Annotated in this window: 12 protein-coding genes; 10 read left to right on the top strand and 2 right to left on the bottom strand. The window is 74.7% G+C overall.

Going from position 1 to position 17,871, the window contains the following annotated elements; genetic code table 11:
• Positions 1-12: 12 nt before the first annotated feature.
• From ACWCHM_RS24345 to ACWCHM_RS24305, 9 genes are all read left to right on the top strand, one after another.
• Entirely contained in the window at positions 13-1,938 is a 1,926-nt protein-coding gene (locus ACWCHM_RS24345) for a phage baseplate assembly protein V (RefSeq protein ID WP_454219959.1), read from the top strand.
• A gap of 8 nt (positions 1,939-1,946) precedes the next feature.
• Complete coding sequence (locus tag ACWCHM_RS24340; protein WP_204962066.1) at positions 1,947-2,375, top strand: GPW/gp25 family protein; 429 nt, start codon at positions 1,947-1,949, stop codon at positions 2,373-2,375.
• Positions 2,375-4,315, top strand: a complete 1,941-nt coding sequence (locus tag ACWCHM_RS24335) for a putative baseplate assembly protein (RefSeq protein ID WP_281900780.1) — start codon at positions 2,375-2,377, stop codon at positions 4,313-4,315. Before ACWCHM_RS24340 ends, ACWCHM_RS24335 begins: the two co-directional genes overlap by 1 nt.
• Entirely contained in the window at positions 4,315-4,863 is a 549-nt protein-coding gene (locus ACWCHM_RS24330; protein ID WP_204962064.1) for a phage tail protein, read from the top strand. Before ACWCHM_RS24335 ends, ACWCHM_RS24330 begins: the two co-directional genes overlap by 1 nt.
• Positions 4,864-5,473: 610 nt before the next feature.
• On the top strand, positions 5,474-6,790 hold the full coding sequence (locus ACWCHM_RS24325; RefSeq protein ID WP_454219958.1) for an NADase-type glycan-binding domain-containing protein: 1,317 nt from the start codon (positions 5,474-5,476) through the stop codon (positions 6,788-6,790).
• Positions 6,791-6,900: 110 nt separating this feature from the next.
• Positions 6,901-8,322: a hypothetical protein gene (locus tag ACWCHM_RS24320; protein ID WP_454219957.1), complete on the top strand. Its 1,422-nt coding sequence runs from the start codon at positions 6,901-6,903 to the stop codon at positions 8,320-8,322.
• Positions 8,323-8,336: 14 nt separating this feature from the next.
• A complete protein-coding gene (locus ACWCHM_RS24315) occupies positions 8,337-9,089 on the top strand; it encodes a hypothetical protein (protein ID WP_454219955.1) in 753 nt (250 codons plus the stop codon).
• Between the two features lie 126 nt (positions 9,090-9,215).
• A complete protein-coding gene (locus ACWCHM_RS24310) occupies positions 9,216-10,541 on the top strand; it encodes a hypothetical protein (RefSeq protein WP_454219954.1) in 1,326 nt (441 codons plus the stop codon).
• 10 nt (positions 10,542-10,551) lie between these two features.
• Entirely contained in the window at positions 10,552-11,973 is a 1,422-nt protein-coding gene (locus ACWCHM_RS24305) for a hypothetical protein (RefSeq protein WP_454219953.1), read from the top strand.
• On the opposite strand, the gene ACWCHM_RS24300 is transcribed toward ACWCHM_RS24305, so the two are convergent.
• The gene (locus ACWCHM_RS24300; protein WP_454219952.1) at positions 11,963-15,496 is read right to left on the bottom strand and encodes a BTAD domain-containing putative transcriptional regulator; all 3,534 of its coding nucleotides are present in this window, start codon (positions 15,494-15,496) and stop codon (positions 11,963-11,965) included. The genes ACWCHM_RS24305 and ACWCHM_RS24300 overlap by 11 nt on opposite strands.
• A 480-nt stretch (positions 15,497-15,976) precedes the next feature.
• Between ACWCHM_RS24300 and ACWCHM_RS24295 the strand changes: the two genes are divergently transcribed.
• The gene (locus ACWCHM_RS24295) at positions 15,977-16,603 is read left to right on the top strand and encodes a helix-turn-helix transcriptional regulator (protein WP_088647552.1); all 627 of its coding nucleotides are present in this window, start codon (positions 15,977-15,979) and stop codon (positions 16,601-16,603) included.
• Between the two features lie 73 nt (positions 16,604-16,676).
• Here ACWCHM_RS24295 and ACWCHM_RS24290 read toward each other — a convergent pair whose 3' ends face one another.
• Positions 16,677-17,864, bottom strand: coding sequence for a cytochrome P450 (locus ACWCHM_RS24290; protein WP_454219951.1), 1,188 nt, complete (start codon positions 17,862-17,864; stop codon positions 16,677-16,679).
• Between the last annotated feature and the right edge of the window lie 7 nt (positions 17,865-17,871).

Here is a 17,871-nt window from a genome sequence, read left to right as displayed (position 1 = left end):
GGGGGCGCGACGATGACCGCGATCGACCGGCACGGCCTGCTCTGGGGTACGGCGACCCTGCGCCCCCGGGTCACCGTCGGCACCGCCGGCCGGGCGCTGCCGGCCGCCGCCGCCGACCAACTGGTACGGGTGGTGGTGGACACCCAGGCCGCCCTGCCGGACATGTTCGAGCTGACCTTCGCCGACCTGGACGGCAGCGTGCTGCGTACGGCCGGGCTGGAGCTGGGCACCGCCGTGCAGGTCTTCGGGCCGACCGGGGACGGCTCGGCCGAGCACCGGCTGATCAGCGGCGAGGTGACCGCCGTGGAGGGGCACTTCGTGGACGTCAGCGCGCACGTGGTGGTGCGCGGCTACACCCACGACCACCGGCTGCACCGGGTACGGCGGACCCGTACCTTCCTCAACCAGTCGGACGCCGACGTCGCCCGGCAGGTGGCGACCGCCGCGAAACTGACTGTCGGCACGATCGATGCCACCACCGGGCGGCTGGCCCACCTGTCCCAGGTGGCCCAGACCGACTGGGAGTTCCTCAGCGCCCGGGCCCGGGAGATCGGCTACGAGATCGGCGCCGACGGGGACCGGTTCCACTTCCGGCGGGCGGCCACCGCCCGGCGGGCCGGCAGCCCGGTGCCGTTGACCTTCCGGGGCAACCTGCGCCGCTTCCTGCCCCGGGTCAGCGCCGGCAACCTCGCCCCCGAGGTCGAGGTGCGGGCCTGGGACCCGGTCGCCGCGACGGTCGTGGCGAGCCGTACCGCGACCACCGCCGACGGGGTGAGCCTGGCCGGCCGGACGCCGACCGCCGCCGCCGACACCTTCGTCCCCCGGGGTGCGCCGGCACCACCCCGGGCCGGCAACAGCGCGGTAGGTGACGTCGGCCCGGCCCCCGGACCCCGCGCGCACGTCCTGGTCGGCCGAGGGCTGCCCGTGCCCGGCCGGGCCGACGGCGCGGTCACCCAGGCCGCGAAGGGGCTCGCCGCCAGCGTCGGTGGCGGGTTCGCCGAGGCGGAGGGGGAGGCGCTGGGCGACGCCCGGCTGGTCGCCGGGAAAGCGGTCAAGGTCGACGGGGTGCCGGCACCGTTCGCCGGCACCTGGACGCTCAGCGCCGCCCGGCACGTCTTCGACGAGGCCGAGGAGGGCTACCGCACCGAGTTCACCATCGGCGGGACGCAGGACCGATCGCTACTCGGACTGGCGAACACCGGCGGCGGTGACCCGGGCGGTCAGGCCCGGATCGACGGGGTGGTCTGCGGGGTGGTCAGCAACGTCAAGGACCCGCAGAACCTGGGCCGGGTCACCCTGGCGCTGCCCTGGCTGTCGCCCGACCACGAAACCGACTGGGCACCGGTCGGGCAGCTCTTCGCCGGCCCGACCGGTGGCGCGTTCTTCGTGCCGGAGCCGGGTGACCAGGTGCTCGTCGCGTTCGAGTTCGGCGACGTCCGCCGCCCGTACGTGCTCGGCAGCCTGCCCAGCCGGCACACCGGGTACGGCCTGGACGGCGGCCAGTCGTCGTCGACGAAGCCGGGGGTGAGCGGGGTGAAGTCGGTGGGGCAGACCAGTTCGGTGATCCGGCGCGGCCTGCTGTCGCCGTCGGGCAGCCGGTTGGTCTTCCACGACGAGGTGCCGCCCGGCGGCAAGGGGCAGCCGACCGCCGCCGACGTGGTCCTCGGTACCAGGGGCGACAAGTTGTCGCTGGCGATGGACCAGGTGGCCGGCACGGTGACCCTGCGCTGCGCCCCCGACAAACCCGGCAAGTTGCTGATCGAGTGCACCGGACAGACCGCCGTCGAGATCAAGGCGGGGCCGAGCGGCAGCCTCACCCTCGACGGCGGCACCAGCCTGAAGCTCAAGGGCAAGACGGTCGACATCAGCGGTACGCAGGTCAACATCAGCGGCACCGCGTCGACCGCCATCAAGGGCAAACCCATCCAGCTCAACTGAGGAGTGCCATGCAGGCCGACGTCATCGGCACCGGGTGTGCCTTTCCGCTGCGGGTCCAGCCCAACGGCCGGCTCGCCACGATCAGCGGCACCGCCCTGCTGGAGCAGGCGATGTGCGTGATCCTGGCGACCTACCCGGGCGAGCGCCCGATGCGGCCGGAGTTCGGCTCCCGGCTGCGGGACTTCGTCTTCGAGCCGGTCACCGGGCAGACCCGGCGGGCGGTGGCGGTGGAGGTGCGCGCCGCGCTGGAACGCTGGGAGACCCGGGCCGAGATCGACGACGTCGCCGTCACCGAGGACCCGGCCGGCGGCGACGGGCTGCTGCACATCGAGATCCGCTACCGGGTACGCGACACCGACGAGCCCGGCACCCTCGGGCTCAACCTGCGGACCCTGCCCGGCGACCGGGAACTGACCGGTACGGGGGTGCTCGGCTGATGGCGCTGCCCGCCCCCGACCTCGACGACCGGGGCTTCGACGACCTGGTCGGTGACGCCCGCCGGTTGATCGCCGACCGTTGCCCGGAGTGGACGGACCTGCACCCGGCCGACCCGGGAATCACCCTGATCGAGACGTTCGCCTCCCTGACCGACCAGCTCATCTACCGGCTCAACCGGGTGCCCGACCGGCTCTACGTGAAGTTCCTGGAACTGATCGGGGTACGCCTGGTGCCGCCGACGGCCGCCCGGACCACGCTGACCTTCTGGCTGTCCACCCCGGCCCGCGCCACCCAGGTCGTGCCGGCGGGGACGCGGGCGGTGACCGTCGGCGACGGCGGGGACCCGCTGGTCTTCGCCACCCTCGCCGACCTCGCCGTGCCGCCCTGCGCGTTGACCCAGCTCCGGGTCCGGACCGCCGACGGGATCACCGACCAGACCGGCGCCCTGGAACTGGGCGGCCCGGTGGCCGCGTTCTCCCCGGTGCCGCAGCCCGGCGACGAACTGCTGATCGGGCTGGACCGGGCGGTCGGCGGCTGCGCGGTGCGGCTGGAGTTCGAGGGACGCGTCGACGGCGTCGGGGTCAACCCGCTGCACCCGCCGCTGCGCTGGGAGGCGCGCGGTGCCGACGGCTGGCTCGACTGCGAGGTCGGGCTGGACGAGACCGGCGCGTTGAACCGTCCCGGCGCGATCCTGCTGCACGTGCCCGCCGGGCACCAGGCCAGCCTGGTCGACGGGGTGCTGGCCGGCTGGCTGCGGGCCCGGGTGGTGACCCCGCAGGAGGGGCAGCCCGGCTACAGCGCCTCGCCGGTGGTCCTCGGGCTGGCCGCCAACACCGTCGGCGGCACCACCGACGCGGTGCACGCCGACCTGGTGGACGACGAGGAACTCGGCGACTCCGAGGGGGTGCCCGGTCAGCGGTTCGCGCTGACCCGCCGGCCGGTGCTGGCCGGCTTCGGTGACCCGGTGCTGGAGGTCAGTTCCGACGACGGCTGGCAGCGGTGGTCGCCGGTCGAGCACTTCGCCGGCAGCGGCCCCGAGGACCGGCACTTCCTGCTCGACGGGGTGGCCGGCGAGGTGGTCCTCGGCCCGGCGGTCCGGCAACCCGACGGTACGTTGCGCCGCTACGGCGCGGTGCCGCCCCGGGGCGGTCGGTTGCGGCTGCGCCGGTACGCGGTCGGCGGCGGCAGCCGGGGCAACGTCGGCGTCGGCGCGGTCACCGCGCTGCGGACCTCGATCCCGTACGTCGCCGGGGTGGAGAACCGGCACCCGGCCAGCGGCGGGGTGGACGGCGAGACGCTTGACGAGGCCCGCCGCCGGGGCCCGCTGACCCTGCGCAGCCGCAGTCGCGCGGTGACCGCCGAGGACCACGAGGTGCTGGCCCGGGAGGCCGCCCCGGAACTGGCCCGGGTCCGCTGCGTGCCGAGCAACGGCGACGGTCCGCCGGTGGCGCGGCTGCTGGTGGTGCCGGCGGCCCCCGCCGAGGACGGCCGGCTGCGGCTGGAGGACCTGATCCCGGCCGAGTCGAGCCTCGCCCGGGTGGCCGCGCGGCTGGACGCCACCCGGCTGATCGGCACCCGGGTGGTCGTCGAGCCGCCCCGCTACCGGGGGGTGACCGTGGTGGCCCGGGTCGTCGCCCGGCCCCGGGTCGTCGTCGAGCGGGTCCGCGAGGAGGGCCTGGCCGCCCTGTACGGCTTCCTCAGCCCGCTGACCGGCGGTGGCCCGGACGGTCGGGGCTGGCCGTTCGGGCGTCCGGTGCAGGCCGGGGAACTCTTCGCCGTGTTGCAGCGGGTACGCGGGGTGGAGCTGGTGGAGGACCTGCGGCTGTTCACCGCCAACCCGGTGACCGGCGAGCGGGGCACCGAGGCCGGCCGGATCGACCTGGAACCGGACAGCCTGGTCTTCTCCTTCGACCACCAGCTCCGGGTGGAGGAGCACTGATGCGGGGCCTGGTCGACGTGGCGATGCCGTACCCGATCGCCGGTTTCCTGCCCGCCCTGTTGCAGGAGGACGACCTGCTGGTGCGCTGGACCGAGGGGCTGGACGAGGTGCTCGCGCCGGTGGTGTCCACCCTCGACTGTCTCGACGCGTACCTGGACCCGGCACTGACCCCGCCGGACTTCCTGCTCTGGCTGGGCCACTGGGTCGGTGCGCAGCTCGACGAGAACTGGCCGGTCGAGCGGCAGCGCGCGATGGTGGCCGGCGCGGTCGCCGCGCACCGGCTGCGCGGGACGGTCGCCGGGCTGCGGATGGCCCTGGAGCTGGCCACCGGGGGCGAGGTGGAGGTCCTCGACTCGACCGGGGTGTCCTGGTCGACCCGGCCGGAGCCGCTGCCGGCCGTCCTGCCACCGCCCCGGGTGCACGTGCGGGTGTGGGTGGACGAGCCGGCGACGGTGGCCCGGCACGCCCTCGACGAGCTGTGCCGCGCGGTCGTACCGGCGCACGTGACGACGACCCTGGAGGTGCTCGACCGTGATCATCTGTCGTGAGTGCGGCAACCACAACGGTGACGCGGACACCTTCTGCGGGTCCTGCGGCAGCTTCCTGGAGTGGACCGGCGAGAAGACCGTGCCGAAGATCCCGGTCGAGACGGTCCAGGAGGCGGAGCAGGAGCTCCGGCAGAAGCCCACGCTGCTGCAACGTATCGCCGGGGTGATCGCGCCCGCGCCTGGCGGCTCGCCTGTCGACGAGGGTGTGGTGCGGGTCGGCAGCGGGACGGGCCGGGGAGCGTCCGGCCTGCCCGGCGGCCCACCGGGTTTGCGTCCCGGGCCGCCGGGGGCCGGTCCGGCGGGGGTCCGCCCGGGTCCGCCCGGGGTGGGTCCGCCGGGGACGCGGCCGGGTCCGCCCGGCCTGGGCCCGCCTGGTGCAACGCCGCCTGGTGCAATGCCGCCCGGTGCCGTGCCGCCCGGTGTGCGTTCCGGCCCGCCGGGGACGACGCCGCCTGGTGTCCGGTCCGGTCCGCCCGGGGCGCGGCCGGGTCCGCCGGGGTCCGGTCCGCCTGGTGTCCGGTCCGCACCGCCGGGGCTCGGCGCTCCCGGGGTACGGTCCGCGCCGCCCGGCACGTCGCCGACCGGGCCCTCCGCCGCCGGCGCGTCGACCGTGACGGCTGCGTCCGAGGGCGGCGCGGCGTCGGGGTCGACGCCGCCGCGCCGGCTGCCACCGCCGCCGCCGGGGGTGCCGGCGGCCCGGCTACCGGACCGGGCGGCCCGCACCGTGCCGCCCGCTGCCCGCCCCGACCCGTCCGAGGCGGACCCGGCGGCCGCCGCCGCGTCGTCGCCGACCGGCGGCCCCCCGGCCGGTGTGCCGGTCATCGCCCCGACCGGCGTCGCCGGGTCGCCGCGTCGGCTGCCGCCCCCGCCGCCGGGGGTGGCCGGGGCGAAGCTGCCGACCGCTCCGAGGAATCCGGCTTCCCCACCCCGGCGCGACACGCGTGCCGCGCCGCACACCAGCGCCCTGGTCGCCGCCGACGGGTCGGTCGACTCCGTGCTGCCCGGCGCGCCGGCCACCGGCGGACGGGTCGGCTCCCGGGCCACCGCCGCGACCGTCGAGCCCGAGGAGGTCAGCCCGCAGGCGGTCCGGCCCCGGGTGGCCACCGTCGGCGCGAAGGCACCCACCCGGCGACGGCAACCCGGTGACCTGATCTGCGGCGGATGCGGTGAGGGCAACGCGCCGACCCGTCGGTTCTGTAGCCGGTGCGGCGACTCGCTGCGGACCGCCGAGGTGGTGCGTCGGCGCTGGTGGCAGCGCCTGCTGCCACGCCGCGGCCCCCGGGTCACCGCGGCCGGGACCCGCCCCGGCGCGCCCGGCGGCGGCCGACCGGGTGGGGTCGGCGGTGTGTTGCACACCATCTACCAGCGGTCGAACGCGGTCGCCGCGGTGCTGCTCTTCGCGATCGGGGTGGCGTACCTGGTCTACCCGCCGCTGCGGGAACGGATCAACGGGGCGGTCTCCGGGCCGGTGACCGGGGCCCGGGACTGGGCCGACCGGAAGATCAACCCCCGGTTCGTGGCGGTCCGGCCGGTGGAGGTGACCGGCGGTGCGTCGGTCCGCGACCACGGTCCGGAGCTGAGCGTGGACCAGTACCGCAACACACACTGGCAGGTGCGTTGGGACAAGGAGAAGCCGCCGACGGTCACCCTACGCTTCGCGGCGAAGGTCGACCTGGAGCGGTTGATCGTGACCGCCGGTACGGCCGAGGACTACACCGCGACCCACCGGCCGATGACCCTGCACCTGGTCTACTCCACCAACCGGTCGGACACCCTCACCGTCGAGGACACCGGGGAGCCCCAGACCTTGAGCCTCGACGAAGCCGACGGGGTCACCAGCGTGCAGATCCAGGTCACCGACGTGCACCGGGCCGAGAAGGGCACCGACGTGACGGTCAGCGAGTTCGAGTTCTTCGCCCGGGAGTGAGTGTGCCGGGCAGTGGGTGACGTCGGGGCACCGGGCCCCGGCGGCGGCACCCGACAACCACCACCACCGTCGGCCGACCGGCCCGACGGTCCCACGTCGGAGGTGTATCCGTGACAGAAGTCGCCATCGCCCTGAACACCACCGCGAACATGATCGGGTTCGCGCAGGGGCAGGCCAAGGGTCTGACGGACGGGGTGTTCCAGGTCAACGGGTTCAGCAACGCCGGGTTCCGGACCGAGCTGCCGCTGAACCAGTTGATCTCACCGGTGCCGATCGCCCACGGCCAGCTCGTCATGGTCCAGGGCGGCCAGTCCCGGCAGCACGTCTACTGGCTGCGCTACCTGCGCCGGGGCATCGGGGTCACCGACAAGAAGCGGGTCTGCGTGGAGCTGCTGGTGCGCTTCACGACCTTCGACTACGTACCGAAGGACGGTGAGGGGGGCCCGACCGAGCAGGAGCTGGAGATCCTGCGCGACTACCCGCTCTGGGGGATCACCGACCTGAGCGTGTCGCTGATGGCGACCGGCCGGGGGCGGAACCCGTTCAACAAGTTCAACGAGTCCGGCAGCCTGACCTTCGAGGTGGCCGCCGTCAACGGCGGCATGCCCCACCTGCGGATCAACTACCGGGTGCAGCACCAGGCGAAGAACCTGCTCGGCGCGCCCCTCGGGTTGAGTCACAACGACGTCGGCGCGTTCCTGGTGCACAGCAACGGCAGCTTCGAGATCAATCCGGGGGAGGGGCGGACCGAGAAGCACTTCCGGATCACCCCGCTCAGCGGCAGCGTGCACGACCGCCCGACCCGCGTCGCTCCGGCTGACGAGGACGGCCAGCCGGTCACGACCGGCGTGCTCAGGGCCCAACGCATCGAGCTGGGTGGGATCGACCACGGTGGCCGGATGCTCGACCCGCACGAGCACAAGGGCATGAAGGTGATCGGCTTCGAGCGGATGGACGGCCCGAACACCATCACCGTCCTCAACGACGGTCAACCGCCGGTGGTCGCCTCGGCGGCGGACGACGAGGGGCACGAGACGTCGCTGCGGCTGGAGTACGTCCGTGACGGGGCCGTGCTGGGCCGGAAGGTCCGCACCAAGATCAAGGCGTTGCTGCTGCTGCGGTTCACCATGGTCCAGTACGTCACCGCGCCCGACGACGGCCACCGGCAGATGGTCTACGTGGGCGGGGTGCGCTACACCGCCTTCCGCAACGTGTCGCTGCGGGTGCTGGAGGTGGGACAGGGCGATCCGGTGGTGGTCGGCGAGAAGGGCCGGCAGTACGACGTCGACGCGGTCAAGAACCGGCACCACGAGGAGTCGACGCTGTTCTTCGGGCCGTACGTCGAGGAGGTGCCGGGGCAGGTCGGGGTGCAGCTGCGCATCGACTGGACGGCCGAGCACGCCGGTGCCGACGGGCGGAGCCGCCAGCACAGCAACAAGGGGCAGTTCCGCCTCGGGATCGACTCGTCAGGCAGCCCGGTGCTCCGCCTGCTCGACGCCGACAGCAACAAGTACTTCACCGTCACGGGCTGAGTGGGAGACGACCGATGAACTATCCGGAGACCTTCGACACGACCGGCCCGGCCGGCCTCGACGACGCGTACGCCTATCTGTGCTGGGCGGCGGTCAGCGCGCACGGAATCCTCGCCGAGCAGCCGGGGGCCGGCTGGGAGCTGGTGCCGGACCTGCTCGGGCAGGGCTGGGGCGACCCGGGCTGGTACCAGCGCAACGGCTGGCTGGCCGACTTCTACGACACCGTCTACCACCACGCCAGCGCCTTCCCGCCGGTGCAGATCTTCGCGGTCGACGAGCTGGGTGAGCCGGCGACGGAGATGGCCCGGGTGATCGACTCGGTGACCCAGAACTGGATCGCCGCCGCCCACCAGGCCGCCGACCAGGAAGCCTACGACCAGGCCGGCTACGACCAGGACGGCTACGAGCAGGCCGGGCAGTCCCACGACGGGCAGGGTTACGACCAGCACGGCTACGACCAGCAGGGCCACGACCAGCACGGCTACGGCCAGGACGGTTACGGGCAGGACGACGGGCCGGACGGGTCGGCGTACCCCGGCGGGGAACCGGAAGCGGCCGACCAGGTCGGGGCGGCCGACCAGGTCGAGCCGGTCGGGCCGACGCCGGAACCGCTCGCCGACCTCGACCCGCAGACCGCCCGGGAGGTGCTCGACCGGGTGGTCGACGACGAGGTGGACGACCTCTCCGTGGCCGACCAGCGGGTCCTGGCCACGGTGCTGACCGTCGAGAAGTTCCAGTACCTGGCCCGCGAGTACGACCTGGTGTGACCCGCCCGGTGGCGGGCCGGGACCGCGTCACCAGCGGTTCCCGGCCCGGCACCGGCGGGCCCGATGGACCGACCGGCCATCGTCGTGCCCGGCCCCCGTCGACCGGTCGAGCAGGGACGTCACCCCGTGACCAGCATCGAGTACGAGCCGGAGGAGCTGTCCGGCAACCGGTTCGCCGTGACCGGCTTCCGGGACGCCGGCCTGCCGGTCGGGGAGTTCCTCACCGACGACCTGTGGCCCGACCGGTTCGACGGCGCGGTGTGGCTGGACCGGGGCACCCGGACCCACCGGCACTGCTACTGGCTGCGCTACCGCCACCAGGGGCCGGACGGTCGCAAGCTGGTCGCGGCGGAGTTCCTGATCCGGTTCGTCACCTTCCCCTACCAGCCCCGCCCCGGCACCGACAGGTACTCGCCCCGTTCGACGGCACCGCCGCCGGGCCTGTGGGGAATCGAGGACCTGAGCATCACGCTGCGGGACACCGGTGCCGGCGGACGGAACCCGTTCAACAAGTTCAACGACCCGGGCCACCTCGTCTTCGAGCCGACGATGGTGTTCGCCCCCGCCGCCGGCACCGGGGTCCCGGTGCCGGCGATCCGGATCGGGTACCGGGTCCGGCACGCGGAGAACCCGGTGCTCGGCCCGGCGGTCGCCCCGGGCCACGAGGAGACCGGGGCGCTGACCGTGCACAGCGACGGCGGGATCACGCTGGAACCGGCGTCCGGGCCGTCGTCGTGGCGGCTGGTCCCGGTCAGCGGGGAGGTGCACGGGCGACCGCTGGTCGGGGCCGACCCGCCGCCCACCCGCAGCCTCACCGTCTACCAGGCCACCGGCGTCACCGTCCCGCCGCCGGTCACCGCGATGCGGGTGCTCACCGGGCGGGCCCGCCGGGGCGCGGTCGAGGTGCAGGGCTTCGAGCGGGTGGCCGGCCCGCCGCAGATCGAGGTGTGGCACGACGGGCATCCGCGCTGGCACCGCGCGTCGATGGGCGTCGACACCCGGGACGACGGCATGATCGTGGAGTACGCCCGGCCCGGCGACCCGGCCGAGGGGCCGCGAGCCGGCCGGGTCCGGGCCCGTCTCGCGTTGCGTCTGCTCACCTGCTCGTACCTGGTCGAGTCGAACGAGTTCGCCGACGCCGTGGTCTTCCACCACGGCCGCCGGCACCCCGGGTTCGCCGACGTGTCGCTGCGCCCGCTGCCCGACGACGCCGACCCCGCCCCGCCCGGGACGGTCGGCTCGCGGCTGCGGTTCGTTCCCGAGTGGTACGACGGCCCGGACGGCGACCTGCCGGGCCTGCTCGTCCGCTGGTCCGAGGTGGCGGTGGCCCCGGCCACGGGCCCCGGCACACCGCTTGGCGGCGCGTTCCTGATCACCGTGGACGCCTCCGGCGGGCCGCTGGTCCGCTTCGGCGACGAGCAGACCTACCAGTACCTGACCGTGACGAACTGAGGAGGACACCGTGCCGAGTCGGATGCGGCTGGTCGGCTACCGGACCGACCCGCCGGTGGGTGACGCCTTCACCGTGACCGGGTTCGGTGACGCCGGCTTTCCCGAGCAGGCGACGCTGCGGGACCTGGTCACCCCGGCGCAGCCCTACCTCGCCGGCACCGGGATGGTCCGGGGCGACCAGCAGCGGCGGCACTCGTACTGGCTGCGCTACCTGCGTCGGCGCGGCGGCCCGACCGGCCCGAAGCGGGTCTGCGTGGACCTGCTGGTCCGGTTCACCACCTTCGACTACGTGGCCGCCGACGTCGGGGCCGGCCCGGCGTCGTCCCGGCAGGCCGCGCTGGCGTCCTTCCCCTGCTGGGGCGTCGCCGACCTGAGCGTGACGCCGCACGCGGTCACGGCCGGGCGCAACCCGTTCAACAAGTTCAACGAGGTGGGCTCGCTGGTGTTCACCGCCCGGCTGGAGGCCGGCCACGGGACGATGCCGGCGGTCCGGGTCGGCTACCGGGTGCACCACGAGCGGACCACTGTCGACGGGGTGCTGCTGACCCCGGAACACGACGAGGTGGGGTCGTTCCTGGTGCACAGCGACGGGCTGTTCGAGGTGGCCGACCGGTCCCTGGCGACCCGGACCCACTTCCTCGTCACGCCGGTCGCCGCCGGGGTGCACGACCGGCCGCCGGTGGCCCCGGCCGCTGCCCGGCGATCCGACGCGGCCCGCCCGGTGTGGCACGCGACCGGGCTCACCGCCGCCCCGGAAGAGCTGGCCGGGCCCCGGCTGACCCCGTACGCCGACGACACGGTCGTGGTGACCGGCTTCGACGGGCTGGACGGGCCGCAGACGCTGACGGTCCGCGACGCGGCCGGGGAACAGCGGACGGCGATGCTGGACCAGGCGGCCCCGGAACCCGGCGCGTTGCTGCTGGCCTACCGGGCCGACCGGGGACCGGGGCGGGCCGGTGGCGTCCGGCTGCTGCTGGGGTTCCGGTTCACCATGCACCGCTACCTGGTCGCCCCGGCCGGGGTCGATCGTGGCACCGCCCACCAGCCCCCCGAGGACGGCGCGGACGTCGACGCCTACTACGGCGACGACCCGACGGCCAACCGGGAGGCGTGGCCGGTGTTGTGGCACCGGGGGCGGCGGCACACCGGCCTGCGGCAGGTGGCGCTGTCGGTGTCCGGCGTCGACGGCGGGCCCGGTCCGCAGGCCGTCCGCAACAGCACCGGAGCGTGGACGCGGCTGGTGCTCACTCCCGACTGGGAGCCGGGCGGCGACGACCGCGCGCCGCGACTCCGGATCGGCTGGCACGTCTCGCAGCAGGACGAGACGGCCCCGGTCGAGGGCCGGCTGGCGTTCGACGTGGACCCCACCGGCCGACCGACCCTGACCCCGCTGGACGACGAGAGCCGTCGCCGGTTCACCGTCACGGGCTGACCGGCACGTCCTCGTCCCGGGCGGGCCGCAGCCGCCGGGACAACTCGGCGATCTCCCGCCGGTACGTCGCCTGCTGGGCCGCGTCGACACCGCCGTCCGCGCCGAGCGCGACCAGCAACCGCAACGCGCGGACCTGGCCGAGCAGGTGCCCGGTCTCCCGGTGGGTCGCCAACGCCTCCTCGGCGGTCCGGGCGGCGGTCATCGGGCCGGTGGCCCGCAACGCCTCGGCCGCCACCATCAGCGCGTGCCCCTCCCAGACCCGGTAACCGGCGGCGCGGGCCACCGCGCGGGCCTGCCGGGCCAGCGCGAGCGCCTCCGTCGGATCGGTGTCCCGGTGCACCTCGGCCAGCCCGATGAGCGCCTCGACCTCCTCACCCCGGGCCCCACCGGCGCGGGCGAGTTCGAGCGCCCGCCGGTGTTCGGTGGTCGCGGCCGGATCACCGTTGCGCAGGTGGATCGCGCCCAGCACGTTACGGGCGGCGGCCTGCTGGGCGGTGTCGCCGATCAGGTCGGCGAGGGCCAGCGCGGCGTTGGCCAGTTCGGTCGCCGGGCCCAGGTCACCGGTCTGCGCACGCAGCGCCGCCAGCCGGCGCAGGCTCTCCGTCTCGGTCGGCCGGTAGCCGGTGCGCCGGCTCAGCTCCAGCGCCTCCCGCAGGTGGTCGAGGGCCTCGTCGTGCTGGCCCAGGGCATGCTGCACCTCACCCAGGTTGCTCAGGCTGATCCCGATGCTCATCCGCATCCCGGTGCTGCGGGTCAACGCCAACGCCTGCCGGAAGACCTCGGCGGCCTCGCGGAGCCGTCCCATGTCCCGGTAGATCACCCCGAGGTTGCCGAGGCTGGTGCTGAGCCGCTCCGGACCGCCGAGGCGTTCGTGGATGCTCACCGCGAGCCGGGTCAGTTCGGCCCCCTCGGCCAGCCGCCCGGCCCGCAGGTGCACCAGCCCGCAGGTGCCGTACGCCGCCGCCAGGCCCTCCGGCCAGGCCGCCCGGTGTGCCGCGTCGATCATCGCGGTGGCGTGCGACAGGCCCACCGCGTACTCGCCGCGACGCAGGTGCAGGCTTGCCAGCCCGAGCCGGCTCGCGGCCTCGCCGGCGTGGTCGCCGGACTGCTGCGCGGCGCGCAGCGCACTGGTCGCGGCGACCAGGCCGTCGCTGTGCGGGCGGAACTGGAAGTAGCCGCGCAGCGCGTCCGGGATCCGCCAGGCGGCCGGGCCGGCGTCGTCCTCGGCGGCCTGCGCGATCACCCGCATCAGGTTGGTGTGCTCCTCCTCCAGCCAGGCCATCGCCCCGGCGGGGGTGGGGAACGGCGGGGACCCGGCGACCGGTACGGTCCCGTCGGGCGGCAACCGCACCAGGTGCGGGTAGACGGCGACGGCGGCGGCCTCGGTGCGCTGCCGGTACCAGTCGTAGAGGCGGCGGGTGGCGGCCCGCAGCTCCGGCCCGGGGTCCTCGGCGGTGGCCCGTTCCCGGGCGTAGAGCCGCAGCAGGTCGTGGAAGGCGTACCGGCCGGGAGCCACCTGCCCGACGAGGTGCGCGGCGGCGAGCCGGTCCAGCTCGCGGGCGGCCGTCGGCTCGTCCATCCCGGCCAGCGCGGCGGCGGCGGCCACCGTGACGTCCGTCCCCGGGGCGGTGCCCAGCAGCCGGAACAGCCGCCGCGCCGGGGCGGGCAGGGCGGCGTACGACAGGTCGAACGCGGCCCGGACGGCCGCCTGGTCGTCGCCCTCGATGCGCAGGTCGGCGAGCTGGTTACCGGCGGTGAGCCGGCCGGTGTGCGCGCTGATCGACTGGTCGGGCTGGTCGATCAGGTTGGCGGCGGCGATCCGCAGGGCCAGCGGCAACCGGGCGCAGGCGGTCGCCAGCTCGGCGATCTCGGTGGCGTGGGCGACCCGTCCGGTCGGGATGATCCGGGTGAGCAGGGTGCCGGCCTCGTCGGCGGTGAGCACGTCGAGGTCGATGCGGCGTGCGCCGTCGACCGCGACGAGCCCGCTGAGCCGGTCCCGGCTGGTGATCAACGCCAGACAGCCGGCGCTGCCCGGCAGCAGCGGGCGTACCTGGTCGGCGCCGGCGGCGTTGTCCAGCACCACGAGCATCCGGCGACCGTCCAGCATGGTACGCAGCAGCGCGGCGGCCTGCCCGACGTCGACGGGCACCTGCTCGGCCGGCACCCCCAGCGCGTGCAGGAACCCGGCCAGGGCCTCCTCCCCGCGTACCGGGCTGGCCGTCGAGTAGCCGCGCAGGTTGACGTAGAGCTGCCCGTCCGGGAAGTGCCGGCGCACCCGGTGGGCCCAGTGCACCGCCAGGGCGGTCTTGCCGACCCCGGCCATCCCGGTGATGGCGGAGATGACCACCGGGCCCCGGGTCGCCGTCTCCCCGGTCAGCAGCGCGTCGAGCGCGGCCATCTCGGTGTCGCGCCCGGTGAAGAAGGCGACGTCGGGGGGCAGCTGTGCCGGTGGGCGGTGGCTGGGCGGGCGGGCCGGCGGTGACGCCTCGGGCCGGTGCGGCGCGACGCCGGGGCGTACGGCCGGGGCGTCACCGGCGGCCGGGCGGGCGACCACCCGGGGCAGGTCCTGACGCAGGATGCGCAGTTGCGCCTCGCGTAGTTCCGGGCCGGGTTCCACGCCGAGCTGCTCGGCGAGGCGGTCCCGCAGCTTACGGTGCAGGGTCAGCGCACGGGCCTGCTGGCCGCAGGCGGCCAGGGCGAGCATGAGCCGGGCGTGCACCTGTTCGTGCAGGGGTTCGTGGCGGGCCACGGCGTGCAGCTCCCGGACCGCCCGGTCGGGCAGTCCCAGGTCGACGGCGAGCGTCGCGTAGGTGACGGCGGTGGCGATGCGGCGTCGGTTCAGGGCGACGGCGGTCGGGTGCTGGGCCAGGCTCGGTGCCGCGTCGGCCAGGACCGGCCCGCGCCACAGCGCGAGCGCGCCGGCCAGCCGGTCCAGGCTGGCCAGGTCGCCCGCGACACTGCCCTCGGCGCGTTCGATCACGGTGGCGAACTCGCTCAGGTCGAGCTGGGTGGGGTCGACCCGGAGCCGGTAGCCGCCACCGACGTGGGTGATGGTGGTGCCGGCGTTGCCGGGCCGGTCCAGCACCCGGCGCAGCCGGGCGACATAGGTGTGGACGAGGTTCAGGCAGCTGTCCGGCGGGTCGTGACCCCACAGCACATCGACGATCTCGTGGCGGGACACGATCGTGTCCGGGTGCAGGGCGAGCAGGCCGAGCAGCATCCGTTGCCGGTTGGCGCCGAGCGCGACCGGTTCGGCCCCGATCTGGATGCGCAGCGGGCCGAGCACGTCGATGCGGAGGGTGGGTGCCGACGCGGCGGGTGGCGCGGGGCCGGGCGGATCGAGGTGGGGCAGCCCGACGGCGTCGGCGATGCGTCGGAGGGATTCGGCGCGCGGGTTGCGTACCCGGCCCTGTTCGATGTCGCGCACCGCCCGGACACTGATTCCTGCCCGTTCGGCCAACTGCTCCTGGGTCAACCCGGCACCCAGTCGTCGTCGTCGGATCTCACCACCGCCGTCGGCCATCAACCGGCCTCCCTGTCATGGCTGCGCGTCCTTCCCACCAGCGCGGCCAGCACATGATTCTGCCGGTTGGCCGGTCGGATGACCATGATCTTCGACACTCATTCACCGGGTGACACACCGGCGAAACCTGCCGATCGGGCACCAGTGGTCGCCCGTCGGGGCAACGGTTCTGCCGGTTCTGCCGGTGCTCCGGCGGCTCACTTCTGGACGGTCGGGCATTTGGGCAGCTCAAAACGTTGTCGCCTGGCAAGGATGTCGATTCGATGGCGTCCAGTCGGCCTCCAGTGCCCGGCCGACCGCCGTCTCTACCGTGGACGACGGACACGGCCACCACCCGTCGGCCGGTGTCCACCTCGGCGAAGCGACTTGCACCGGTCACGGAACCGCACGGCACCGGCCTCCGGACCACCGATCTGTCCCCCTGCTGAACGGCAGCCTGGCAGCTGACGCTCGACTCAGCCCGGAAGCTAAGGAACCGCCATGAACGGACGTGCCCAGACCTACATCCGTACCCCCGACCCGATCTCCACGGCCGGCATCACCGCAGCGCTGCGGGGCCGGGCCGAGATCGAGGTCGTGCCCGCGCAGATGATCACCGCCGAGACCGTCGGCGTGGTCGCCGCCGACACCCTCGACCACGGCACGCTCGACGTGCTGCGGGCCGTACGCCGGCTGGGCTGCCGGCGGTTCGTGCTGGTCGCCGCCGTCGAGTCGGACTCGGCGCTGATCCCCGCGGTGGAGCTGGGGGTACGCGCCCTCGCCTCGCGCACCGAGGCGACCGGCCACCGGCTGGCCCAGCTCGTGGTCAGCACCGCCTCCGGTGGCGCGGCGATGCCCCCGGAGGTGCTCGGGCTGCTGGTCAAGCAGGTGACCCGGCTCCAGCAGACGGTGCTCGCCCCGCGCGGCATCGACGTCAACGGGCTCTCGGTACGGGAGAGCGAGATCCTGCGGCTGGTGGCGGACGGGATGGACACCCGGGAGGTGGCGACCCGGCTGAGCTACTCGGAGCGGACCGTCAAGAACGTGCTGCACGACATCACCAGCCGGTTCCAGCTGCGTAACCGCACCCACGCGGTGGCGTACGCGGTCCGGGAGGGGCTGATCTGACGCTCGGGAGGGCGGGACGTGGCGGACGGACGGGCCGACGGGGGCGGGTGACCCACGCTGGCCTGGGCGCCCGCTACCAGCGCACCGGCAGCGTGGTGACCATCCCACCCACCTCCCGCTCCACGATGGGGAACGGCCCGTCGGCGGCCAGCCGCAGACCGGGCAACCGGGCCCGCAGCCGTGCCAGCCCCACGGCCAGGATTGCCCGGCCGAGCCGCCGACCCGGGCAGTAGTGGCGGCCCCCGCCGAACCCGACGAACTTCGGCCCGCGGCGGTGCGGCAGGAGCGCCTCCGGCTGGCGGTAGACCTGCGGGTCGTGCAGCGCGGAGATCCAGGCGAGGAGCACCGCCGTGCCCCGGGGCACCGTGCCGGAGGGCAGCGCCAGGTCGGTGGTCGCGGTCCGCAGGGCGGCCACGTTGCCGGCGTACACCAGACGGAGCAGTTCGTCGGCCATGGCCACGGGGTCGGTCCGCCGCCTGACGAACGCCCGCCAGTCGGTGGCGTCGTCCCCCAGTAGCCGCAGCATCGCCCGGCCGAGCACGGTCGCCGGGGCCTCCACCCCCGCCGACAACATCAGCCGGGTCAGGCTGACCAGTTCGTCGGTCGACAGCCGGGTGCCGGGGTCCGGTGGGTCGACCAGGTCGGCCAGCAGCGCGGTGTCGGACCCGCCGGTGACGACCCCACGCACGTACCCGCCGAACTCGTCGACGAGCCGGGCCCGTTCCTGCGGGGTGCCGGGATGCGAGTGGGTGTACGCCCCCGACCAGCGGCGGATCCGGTCGCAGTCGTCGTCCGGGATGCCGAGCAGCCGGGTGATCGACAGCAGCGGGAGCCGGTCGGTGTACCCGGTGACGAGGTCGCCCCCGCGCCGTCCGTCGGCGGTCATCGCGTCCACGAGGTCGTCGGCGACCTGCCTGACCACCGGCAGGTGGGTGGCGACCCGCTCGTGGTTCATCGCCCGGGTCGCGACCCGGTGCACCGCCGTGTGGGACCGCTCGGACTGGTTGATCAGCAGATCCGGGTCGTACAGGAAGTTGGGTTCGCCGCTGCGCCTGGGCGCGTCGGTGAGCAGGTGGTTGCGGGACAGCGCCGGGCTGGTGACGGCGGCGGCGACGTCCGCGTGCCGGACGAGCAGGATCGCGCTGTCGCCGCTGGGCAGGCGGACGCGGCCGAACGGGCACTGGTCGCGTCGCCGGGCGTAGTCGGCGGCGGGGGCGAGCCCCGCTGCGGGCGGCAGCGGGAAACCGGGGAGGTCGTCCATCAGCGCT

This window comes from Micromonospora sp. SCSIO 07396, from assembly GCF_053667945.1.
The sequence above is the reverse complement of the archived record's forward strand: the minus strand, read 5'-3'. Positions and strand labels throughout refer to the sequence as shown.